The sequence below is a fragment of the Streptomyces sp. NPDC014623 genome (genome assembly GCF_043088245.1).
Classification (GTDB): domain Bacteria; phylum Actinomycetota; class Actinomycetes; order Streptomycetales; family Streptomycetaceae; genus Streptomyces.
On the sequence record NZ_JBIBZU010000005.1, the window covers coordinates 286,404 to 297,352 of the forward strand.

Genomic DNA, 10,949 nt, shown 5'->3' on the forward strand with positions numbered 1-10,949 from the left:
TCTCTATGCGGCGCACGCGCTCAGGCACAGTGCGGTGTTGATGCCGCCGAAGCCCATGCTCAGGCTCAGGCAGTGCTGGATGTCGGCCTCGACGGCCTCCCCGCGCACCCAGCGCGGGGCGTCGTCGACGGGCGCTGTGAGGTTACGCGTCGGGTGCAGCCGCCCGTGCCGCATCTGCAGCAGGGAGGCGGCCGCCTCGACGGTTCCGGCGGCCGTCAGAGCGTGGCCGGTGATCGACTTGGTGGCGTTGACCGCCGCGTGGGTGAGACCGCAGGCCTTGAGCGCCGCCACTTCGGTGTCGTCGCCCGTCGGGGACGCGGTGCCGTGCGGGTTGACGTAGTCGATGTCCCGGGCGGTGAGCCCGGCACGGCCCAGGGCCTGGCGGATGGCCGCGGTCTCGCCCGCCAGGGACGGGTCGGGGTTGCGGTTGCCGTCCAGGCGCACGGACCAGCCGCTGAGCCGGGCGTACGGGGCGGGGGCGTCCGGGCGGGCGCCCCCGCGCTCGACGACCAGGGCGGCGCAGGCCTCACCGTAGACGAAGCCGGACCGCGCCTCGTCGAAGGGCCGGCAGGCCTCGGCGGGCGCGTCGGCGTGGCCCTCGCCCGCCATGGCGCCCATGGCGTGCAGGCCCAGCAGCTCCCAGTACGACAGGTCGGCGAGCGCGCCCAGGGCCACGCACACGTCGACGCGGCCGGAGGCGACGGCCTCGGCCGCTTCGATGACCGCGAGCTGCCCGCTGGCCGAGGCCCCGCCCACGGTGTGTGCGAAGCCGCGGATCCCGAAGGCGCTCGTGCACAGGCCGCACAGGTCGGTGTCCAGGAACGACAGACCGTAGCCGGGCCGCAGGAAGTGCGGCTTGGCCCGGTGCCGGTCGTGGGCCCGGACGAGTTCGCGCTGCTGGAGGTTGCTGCCGCCGATGACGAGCCCGACCCGGTCGGCGTCGTAACCGTCGAGGCCTGCCTCGGTCCACGCCTCTTCGAGGGTGGTCAGGGCGACCTGCCCGGTGAGCGACGCGGTGCGCAGCTCCCGGGCGCCGAGCCGGGTGGTCGGCGCCTGGGCGGGCAGTTCGGCACCCACGAAGCGGGTACCGGACTGCCGCCCCGGCCGGTCCATGACGGCGAACCGGTGCTCTCCCGCGAACAGTGCCCGGGCGAAGTCGGCCTTGCCCCGGCCCACGGCGGTGGTGACGCCGATGCCGGTGACGACGAGTTCTGCGGAGTCGCTCACGTCACCCGGCCCTGACCGCTGCCGTGTCGCTGAGGTGCTGGGCGAGCTCGCCCAGGTTCTGCGGCCCGTGGGTGTCGACCAGGGGGATGTCGAGGTCCATCTCCTCCAGGACGGTCATCACTATCTCCGCGCGGTCCATGGAGTTCGCGCCGAGCGCGTCCAGGGTGTCGGTCTCGCTGAAGTCGTGGCCGGCGAGTTCCGGGAGGATCTCGCGGACGGCGTCGACGATCAGGGTGAAGGTCTTTTCCTTGGTCATGTGCGCGCTTTCGCTGGATGGGGTAGGACGGGTGGGGCGGTCGGGACGGGCCGCGGCGTGGGTGGTGCTCATCCGGCACCGCCGTCCGCCGCCGCGTCGCGCAGCCGCGCGAGGCTCGCCCCGGGGTGCGTGACGATCTTGAGCAGCAACCTCTCGTAGGTGGCCGCGAGTTCCCGGGCCGTGCTCCTGGTGTAGAGGTCGGTGCTGTACTCCAGGTAGCCGCGCAGGCCGTCGGGAGTCTCGCGGACGACGAGGTTGAGGTCGAACTTCGCCGTGCCGCTGTCGGTGGGCAGGGGTACGAAGCCGAGGCCGCCGGGGTCCTGCGGCGTGGCTTCGGCCGCGGGCACCAGGTTGAACATGACCTGGAACAGCGGCGAGTGCGCCGGGTCGCGCTCCGGCACCAGGGCCGCCACGAGATCGGCGAACGGGACGTCCTTGTGCTCGTGGGCGGCCGCGGTGACGCCCTTGGCCTGTGCGAGGAGCTCCTCGAAGGCCTGCTCGGGCCGTACGTCCAGGCGCATGACCAGGACGTTGATGAAGTAGCCGACGAGGCGCTCCAGCTCGGGCCGGGGGCGGTTGGTCACCGGCGATCCGATGGCGAGCTCCCGGTCCTCCGTGCGGGCGCCGAGAAGCGTCGCGAACGCCGACAGGAGCGTCAGGTACAGCGTGCCGCCGCGCTCCTTGCTGACGCGCTTGAGCTGGTCGAGCACCGCGGCGGGGACGTTCACCTGGACCGAGGAGCCCTGGTACGACTTCGTCCCGGGCCGCCGGTAGTCGGTGCGCAGCGCGGTGCGGGCCGGCAGGCCCGCGAGCTGGGAGCGCCAGTAGGCCTCCTGCCGCGCACGGGTCCCGGTGTCGCAGGAGCGGCGCTGCCAGAGCGCGAAGTCCGCGTACTGGACCGGGAGTACGGGTAGCGACGGCTCCTCGCCGCGGCTCAGCGCCTGGTACAGGACGTTGAGTTCGGCGATGAACACGCCGGTGGACCAGCCGTCGAAGATGCCCCAGGGACGGGTCACCACGGCGACGTGCTCGTACGGCGTGAGCGTCAGGATGTGGACGCGCAGCATGTACCGGTCCTCGGGCCGGAACGGCCGGGGCCGCTCGGCACGGAGGAACTCGGTGACCGCGCTGTCGCCCGTGACGTCCTCGAAGGCGACGGTGAAGCCGGTGGTGTCGTTCACCCGCTGTACATAGGTGTCGCCGCGCCGCAGGTAGCTGGTGCGCAGCACGGCGTGCCGGGCCACGAGCCCTTCGAAGGCGCGTGCGTAGGCCTGCCGGTCGAGCGGGCCGATGACGCGGTAGGCCATCTGCACGTTGTCGTACGACGAGCCGAGGTGCTCGCGCGGGTCGAGGAACCACAGCTCGCTCTGCTGGAAGGAGAGCGGGCTCTCGTCGCCGGGCCCGGTGAGGGGCACCAGCGGGACGGTCTCGCCGGCCGGGCGGCCCGCCGGCGCGTCGAGTGCGGCGGCCAGCTCGCCGAGGGTCGCGCCTGCGAGGATCGACTGGAGCGGCAGCTCCTTGCCGGTCTCCTGCTTGACGCGGATGGTGAGCCGGGTGGCGAGCAGCGAGTGCCCGCCGAGGTCGAAGAAGCCGTCCTGGAGCCCGACGCGGTCGAGGTCGAGGACGTCCTGGACGAGGCGGCACAGCGTCCGTTCGGTGGCGGTGCGCGGCGCGACGTAGACCTCCTTGTGCACGTCGGCCTCGTCGGGCGCGGGCAGCGCCCGCTTGTCGACCTTGCCGTTGGGGGTGAGGGGCAGCTCTTCGAGGGCGACGAAGACGCTGGGGACCATGTACTCGGGGATCCTGCCCGCCAGGTGGTCCTTCAGGGTGCGGGTCAGTGCCTGGCCGGTGGTGGCGATCTGCGGCACGTTGGCCAGGTGGGCCGCGCCGTACGCGCTCCGGGCGCGGCCGGCCGGCCGCTCGCCCTTGGCGAGGATCAGGTCCAGACCGTCGAGGCGGTCCTGGGACCAGGTCACGGCGGTCCGGTAGCCGAGTTCCTCGGCGTACGCGAGGACGTCCTCCAGGGCGTGCACCCGCTGGACGGCGGCGTCCGTGAGGCGGTTCGCGCCCAGGGGCTCGACGTGCTGCCGGCCGGTGGTGCCGTGCAGACTCTCGCCGGCCCGGACGTCGTCGGCGACGCGCGGGTTGTCGAGGCCCGTGACGCCGAACCGCGGACGGCTTCCGTCGGCGAGCAGGGCGCGCAGTTCGTCGGGCGTGGTGGCGGTCAGCCACGGCAGGTCGTCCTCGGGTGCGGTGGCCGGGCCCTTGGTGAGTACCACGTCGTAGCGGTAGCTGAGCATTTCGTTGCCGCCGGTGCCGCGCTTGACGGTGATGTCGACGGAGCCGATGTCCCCGAACCGCCGGGGCAGCCCGGCGAAGTAGCTCGGGCTGACGAGGAGTTCGGTCTCCTGCTGGCGGCGGCGCTGGACCTGGCGGGCCAGGGCGGACACGGAGGTGCGCGCGGACAGGCGGCTGCGCTCCACGGCGGTGACGTGCGCGGAGAACAGGTCGAGGTTCCTCACGTCCCCGACGAGGATCCGGCCGCCGTCGGCGACGAGCGGCAGCAGCCGTTCGATCACCTCTTCCAGGTAGAGCCGGTTCGGGAAGTACTGGGCCACGGAGTTGATGACGACGGTGTCGAACTTCTCCGTGCCGCCGTCGCCTCCGGGCAACGTCACCGACCGGGCGTCACCCTGCGCGAGGGTGACGTGCGACCAGCCGCGGCGGTCGGCGCCACGCCGCACTCCGGCCAGGGCCGAGGCGGAGATGTCGACGGCGTGCACGGCTTCGCAGGCTCCTGCGTAGCGGAACAGCAGCAGCCCTGTTCCGCAGCCGACCTCCAGGAGTCTGCGGGGCCGCAGCTCCTCGATCCGGTGGACGGTGCCGTCGATCCACTCGCGCATCTCGTGCTCGGGGATGGCGGTACCGGTGTAGCTGCAGTTCCAGCCGACGAGGTTGAGGCCGTCACCGGAGTCGTCGGAGCCGGTACCGGTCGTGGTGGCGCTCGTCTGCTCGTCCGCGTCGGTGCCGTACTGGTCCTCGAAGAGGTCCTGCCACTGCTCCAGCCGGTCGGCGTTCTGCTCGCGCGCGGTGGCGTCCAGCCAGTCGGTCGTGGGCCGTACGTAGGCGACGAGCTTCTTCGTCTCGCCGTCGGCCTGAGTGGTGACGACGGCGCCGCGCACGGCGGGGTGGGACTGGAGCGCGTTCTCGATCTCGCCGAGTTCGACGCGGAAGCCGCGGACCTTCACCTGGTCGTCGACGCGGCCGACGAACTCCAGGGTGCCGTCGGGCAGTCGGCGCACCAGGTCGCCGGTGCGGTACAGACGGGCGCCGGGCTTCGTGGCGAAGGGGTCGGTGACGAACCGCTCCTTCGTCAGTTCGGGATTGCCGAGATAGCCGCGGCCGACGCCCGCGCCGCCCACGCACAGCTCGCCGACGACGCCGAGCGGCACGGGCCGCAGGTGCGCGTCGAGCACGTGGGCGGTGGACTGGGCGATGGGCCTGCCGATGGGGATGACCGCGTCCTCGGCGATGTCCCGGGGGATCACGTGGCAGGTGGAGGCGATGCTGTTCTCGGTCGGCCCGTAGGCGTTGACGACGGTCAGGCGGGGGTGGGCCGCGTGGAGGCGGCGTACGTCCTTGGCGGAGAAGGCCTCGCCACCGACGCCGAGGTACGTCAGTGGCAGCCGCCGCCCCTGCGCGGCCTCGGCGAACGCGGGCAGGAAGGCCGCGGACAGGGCCATCATCGTGACACCGGAGTGCTCGACGCGGTCCAGGAGCGCGCCCACGTCCTTGGAGTCGCCGTCGTGCAGGACGAGCCGTCCGCCGCACAGCAGCGGGCCGAGTACCTCCTGGGAGCCGACGTCGAACGAGATCGAGGAGTGGTGGAGCACGACGGTCTCGTGGTCCGCAGGGAAGTAGTCCGGGTTGCGTACGAGCCGGACGACGCCGCGCTGTTCCACGAGGACGCCCTTGGGGACGCCGGTGGAGCCCGAGGTGAAGATGGCATAGGCCAGGTGCTGGGGTGTGAGGCCGGTGTCGGCGCGCGTCAGGTCGTGCTCCGGGCGGCCGGCGAGCAGCTGTGTGCCGTCCCCGGCGTGTTCGCCGGTGTCGAGGTGGACGATCCGGGGGCGCTCGCCCCCGTCCGCGCCGGCGAGCGGCTCGGACGGCAGGTGGGACTGGCTCAGCACGATGGCGACGCCGGAGTTGGTGACCAGGGTACGGATGCGCTCCTGGGGGTAGTCCGGGTCGATGGGGACGTACGCGCCGCCCGCCTTGAGGATGCCGAGCAGGCCGGTCACGAGCTCGGGTGAGCGGCGGGCGCACAGGCCTACCAGGGTGTCGGGGCCGACGCCCTGCTCACGCAGCCAGTGCGCGACGCGGTTGGCGCGGGCGTTGGTCTCGGCGTACGTCAGCCGCTGCTCGCCGTGTTCGACGGCGATGGCGTCGGGGCGCTTCCGGACGTGCTCCTCGAAGAGTTCGAAGAGGCAGTGGTCCTCCGGGTAGGGCTTGTCCGTGTCGTTCCACTCGGTCAGCAGGCGGTGGCGTTCCGCGGCCGGAAGCACGTCGATGTCGAGCGCCCGTGTGCTGTTGCCGTCGTCGGTGGCGAGGGCGTCGACGAGGCCGGACACCGCGGCTTCCACGTAGCCGAGGACGGCGTCCGGCGAGAGCGCGGCGTCGACCTGGGCGTTGAGGGACAGTTCGGTGCCGGTGTCGTCGACGGACACACCCACCGGGTAGTTGGTGCGGTCGAGGGAGCCCAGCCAGCGGATGCCGAGGCCTTCCAGGGTGGCCGGGCCCAGGTCGCCCCGGCGCGGCTCGAAGTACCGGAAGTTGATCATCGAGCTGAACAGGGTGGCATCGCCGTCCAGACCGCTGGAGCGCTGGGCCAGGGTCAGCGCGCTCTGCTCGTAGGCGATCAGTTCCTTGAGGGACGCGTCCACGGCGGACACCAGGTCCTTGACGCTGCGGTCGGCGAGGCGTACCCGCAGGGGCAGGGTGTTGATGAAGTTGCCGAGCATCCGCTCGACGCCGGGCACGCCCTGGAGGCGGCCGGACAGGACGGTGCCGAACACCACGTCCTCGCGCCCGCCGGTGGCCGCCGTGACCAGGGCCCAGGCGGCGTGGAAGAGCGCGGCGGGGCTGATCCGCAGCCGCTGGGCCTGCTCGCGCAGACGGCTCGTGAGGCCGGTCGGGAGGGAGCGGCGCAGATCGCGCACGCGACTGCCGTCGCCGTGCACGTCCACGAGTTGGAAGGGTGTGGTGGGCTCGGTGACGTCGCCCAGTTCGCGGCGGAAGTACGCCTCGGCGTCGTTGGCGGCGAGCTGGTGCAGGGTGTGGCCGACGAAGTCGCGGTAGGCGGGGGCGGGGGGAAGTGCGCCGGCACGGCCCGCCATGTGCGCGGCGAGCTCTTCGAGGATGAGACGCAGTGAGGTCGCGTCCTCGATGAGGTGGTGGACGCGGAACAGCAGGAAGTGCCGTGCGGAGTGCGGGTCGGCGGCGACGGCGAGCCGCAGCAGCGGCGCCCGGTCGAGCGTGATCGTCCCCGGCTCTGCGAGCCAGGCGCGTGCCTGTTCCTCGGCGGCTTCGGAGTCGGCGGCGTCCAGGGTGCGCCGCTCCACTTCGAGGCGGACGTCGCGCAGGACCACCTGCACGGGTTCGCCGAGGCCTTCGGTGACGACGGCCGTACGCATCACGTCGTGCCGGTCCACCACGGCCTGGAGGGCCGCCACGAAGGTCTCGCACGTCTCCTGGTCGGGGGCGGTGAGCAGGATGGGGATGACGTACGGGTCGCCGGCGGGGTCCATCAGGTGATGGAAGAGGATGCCCTCCTGGGAGGGCACGAGCGGGTAGACGTCCTGGACGTTGAGGGCACCACCGGGCACACGGGAGACGACGGCGTCGACGGCGGCCTGGTCCATGCGGACCAGGGGCAGCATTTCGGGCGTGATCCGCTCGCAGCCCTCCGGGATCGCCGGTGCGGGCACGGTGTAGCCGGTGGCGGCCGGTCCCGCACGGTCGAGGTCGGCGGCGAGGTCGGCGAGCGTGGGGCTGCTGAAGACGCTGCGGACGGTGACATCGAGGCCGCGTTCCTTGAGACGGGCGATGAGGACGGTGATGAGCAGGGAGTGACCGCCGAGCGCGAAGAAGTTGTCGTGCGCGCTGATGCGGTCCTCGTCGAAGCCGAGGAGTTCGGCCCAGGCCGCGGCGAGGGTCCGCTCGGTCCCGGTGCTCGGCGCCACGTGGGCGCGCTGCGCGAAGGCCTCGATGCCGGGTGCGGGCAGGGCCTCCCGGTCGAGCTTGCCGTTGCCGGTGACGGGGAGTCGTTCCAGGGCCACGAAGGCGCTGGGGACCATGTAGTCGGGCAGGGTCCGGCGCAGGTGGCGGGCGAGTTCGGCGCGGTGGTCCGTCTCGCCGGCTCCGGGGTGCAGGACGGTGTAGGCGACGAGCTGCCGGTCGCCGGGGGTGTCCTCGCGGGCGATGACCCGGGCGTCCTGGAGGGCGGGGTGTTCGGTGAGGCGGGCCTCGATCTCACCCAGCTCGATCCGGAAGCCACGGACCTTCACCTGATCGTCGTTACGCCCCAGATACTCCAGCGTACCGTCGGGCAGCCAGCGGGCCAGATCACCCGAACGATACATACGCGCACCCGGCTCCTCACGGAACGGATCGTCCAGGAACCGCTCGGCCGTCAGCTCCGGCCGGTTCAGATAACCACGGGCCACACCCGCACCACCGACATACAACTCCCCCACCACACCCACCGGCACCGGCTGACCACGCCCGTCCAGAACATAGGTACACAAGTCGGGAATACGCTCACCGATAGGACTCACCGAACGCTCGGCATCGGCCTCACCGATCACCCGGTACGTCACATGCACCGTGGTCTCGGTGATGCCGTACATGTTGACCAGCCGAGTGCCCTTGTTCACCGGCCGGCGCAACCACGGCCTGAGCGAAGCCACCTCCAGCGCCTCACCCCCGAAAACCACCACACGCACCGCGTGCGGCTCCGGATCCTCCCCCTGCGCCGCGATCAACTGCCGGAAAGCACTCGGAGTCTGATTGAGGACCGTCACCCCCGCCTCGCACAACAACCCGTAGAAGTCCTCCGGACTACGGGTGACCGCCTGCGGCACCACCACCAGACGACCACCATGCAAAAGCGCACCCCAGATCTCCCAGACGGAGAAATCGAAGGCGAAGGAATGGAACAGCGCCCACACATCCCGGTCACCGAAACCGAACCAGCCATCGGTCGAGGTGAACAACCGCACCACATGACGATGCTCGACCACCACACCCTTGGGCACACCCGTCGAACCCGACGTATAGATCACATACGCCATCGCGGACGGCGTCAGACCCGGCACAGCCAGGTCATCGGCCGACAACGCCGCCCACCGGCCGGCATCCGCACACACATCCACGACCGGGACCGACGGAACGACCAGACCCTCGGGCAGCACACCGTCCCTGACCAGGACACGAGGCGCACTGTCCGACAAGATGTGCGCGACCCGGTCCGCGGGCGATGCCGGATCCAGCGGCACATAGGCACCACCCGCCTTCAGCACCGCGAGCACAGCCACCACCAGATGCTCACTACGCGGCAGACAGAGCGCCACGAGCACCTCCGGCCCCACACCCAGACCACGCAGATACCGCGCCAGCCGATTGGCCCGCGCATTCAACTCCCCGTACGACAGACCACGGCCCTCGAACTCCACCGCCACCGCATCCCCCCTCGCGGCAACGACCTCCTCGAACCACTCATGCAGACACCGCCCCACCGGCTCCACCACACCCACCTCGTTCCACCCCACAAGCACCCGACGACGCTCCTCGGCGTCAAGGGTGCTGAGCCGTGAGAGCCGCTCCCCCGGCGCGGCGACGACGGCGTGGAGCAGCGCGGTGTAGTGGCGGACGAAGCGTCCGACCGTCTCGCGGTCGAAGAGACCGGTGTTGTACTCGACGGCGCCGATCAGCCCGTCGGGGGTCTCGCGCAGGTCGAGCGTCGCGTCGAACTTGGTGATGCCGAAGTCGAACTCGATGAGGGAGACGTCGAGGTCCCCGAGACGCACCTCGCGGTCGGTGTGCGCCTCCTGGAGGACGAACGCGACCTGGAACAGCGGCGAGTGGCTGAGGCTGCGCTCCAGATGCAGGGCGTCGACGACCGCTTCGAAGGGCACGTCCTGGTGGCTGAAGGCCTGCAGGGCCATGTCCTTGACGCGGCCGAGCAGACCGGTGAAGGACGGGTCGCCGGACAGGTCGGCGCGCATCACCAGGGTGTTGGCGAAGAAGCCGATGAGTCCTTCGGACTCGATGCGCTGGCGGTTCGCGACGGGAGTCCCGATGGCGATGTCGGTCTGCTCGCTGTAGCGGTGCAGCAGGAGGGCGTAGACGGACAGCAGCGTCATGTAGAGCGTGACGTCGTGCTGTGCGGCGAGGGCCTTCAGCTGCCGCAGCAGTTCCTCGGGCAGGTGGAAGCGCTCGTGCGCGCCTTCGTACGTCTTGATCGCCGGGCGGGTGCGGTCGGCCGGCAGGGGCAGGCGCGGGTCGACGCCTTCGAGCCGGCGGGTCCAGTAGCCGAGCTGGCGGTCCTGCACCTCGTCGACGAGCCACTGACGCTGCCAGTGCGCGTAGTCCGCGTACTGGATGGGCAGCGGCGCGAGCGGCGACGGCTCACCCGCCTGGAACGCCTCGTACAACGTGACCATCTCGCGGAAGAACACACCGAGCGACCAGCCGTCGGAGACGCTGTGGTGCATGGTCACGAGCAGGGCGTGCTCGTGCTCGGACTCACGGAGCAGGCGGACGCGGATCAGCGAGTCGCGGGCCAGGTCGAAGGGCTCCACGGCCTCGCGCTCGCAGATCGACGGCAGCCGCGCGGGGTCGGTCAGCTCCTCCTCGCCGACCGTGAAGTCCCGTCCGTCGCCGATCTCCTGGTACGGCACGCCGTCGCGTTCGACGAAACGGGTCCGCAGTGCCTCGTGGCGCTGGACGATCGTCTCCAGGGCACGCAGCAGGGCGGGGCGGTCGAGCGGGCCGCTCAGCCGCATCGCCATCGGGATGTTGTAGTACGCGCTGGTGCCGTCCAGCTGCGCCAGGAACCACAGGCGCTGCTGGGCGAAGGACAGCTGGACCGGCTCGTTCCCGGCGTGCGGGCGGGGGCCGATCGCTTCCAGGGCCGACAGGTCGACGCCCTGCTTCTTCAGCATCGCGACGAGGGCGCGCTGCTTGTTGGCGGGCAGCGACTTGATCTTCCGGATCAGGTCGAGGGAGGTGCCGTTGTCCGAGGTGCTCATCGGTGTCGTCGTGGTCACTTGCTCCGGCCTTCCCACGCGTCCAGCTCTTCTTCGCTCATGTTCTCGATCAAGTCGATGCTCTCCAGGATCGCGGCGACGTCGAGTTCCCCGCCCTGCGGCGCGACGGGCGCGCGCCGCTCCAGCTCGGCGGCCAT

General features: G+C 71.2%; 3 protein-coding genes. All 3 read right to left on the bottom strand.

What is annotated here, in order from left to right:
• Positions 1 to 3: 3 nt before the first annotated feature.
• A complete protein-coding gene (locus ACF1FZ_RS11785) occupies positions 4 to 1,227 on the bottom strand; it encodes a beta-ketoacyl synthase N-terminal-like domain-containing protein (protein ID WP_391773204.1) in 1,224 nt (407 codons plus the stop codon).
• Between the two features lies 1 nt (position 1,228).
• Positions 1,229 to 1,483: an acyl carrier protein gene (locus ACF1FZ_RS11790; protein ID WP_391773205.1), complete on the bottom strand. Its 255-nt coding sequence runs from the start codon at positions 1,481 to 1,483 to the stop codon at positions 1,229 to 1,231.
• 68 nt (positions 1,484 to 1,551) lie between these two features.
• Positions 1,552 to 10,812 carry an amino acid adenylation domain-containing protein gene (locus tag ACF1FZ_RS11795; protein ID WP_391773206.1) on the bottom strand — a complete coding sequence of 3,087 codons (9,261 nt, stop codon included), beginning with the start codon at positions 10,810 to 10,812 and terminating at the stop codon, positions 1,552 to 1,554.
• Positions 10,813 to 10,949 lie beyond the last annotated feature (137 nt).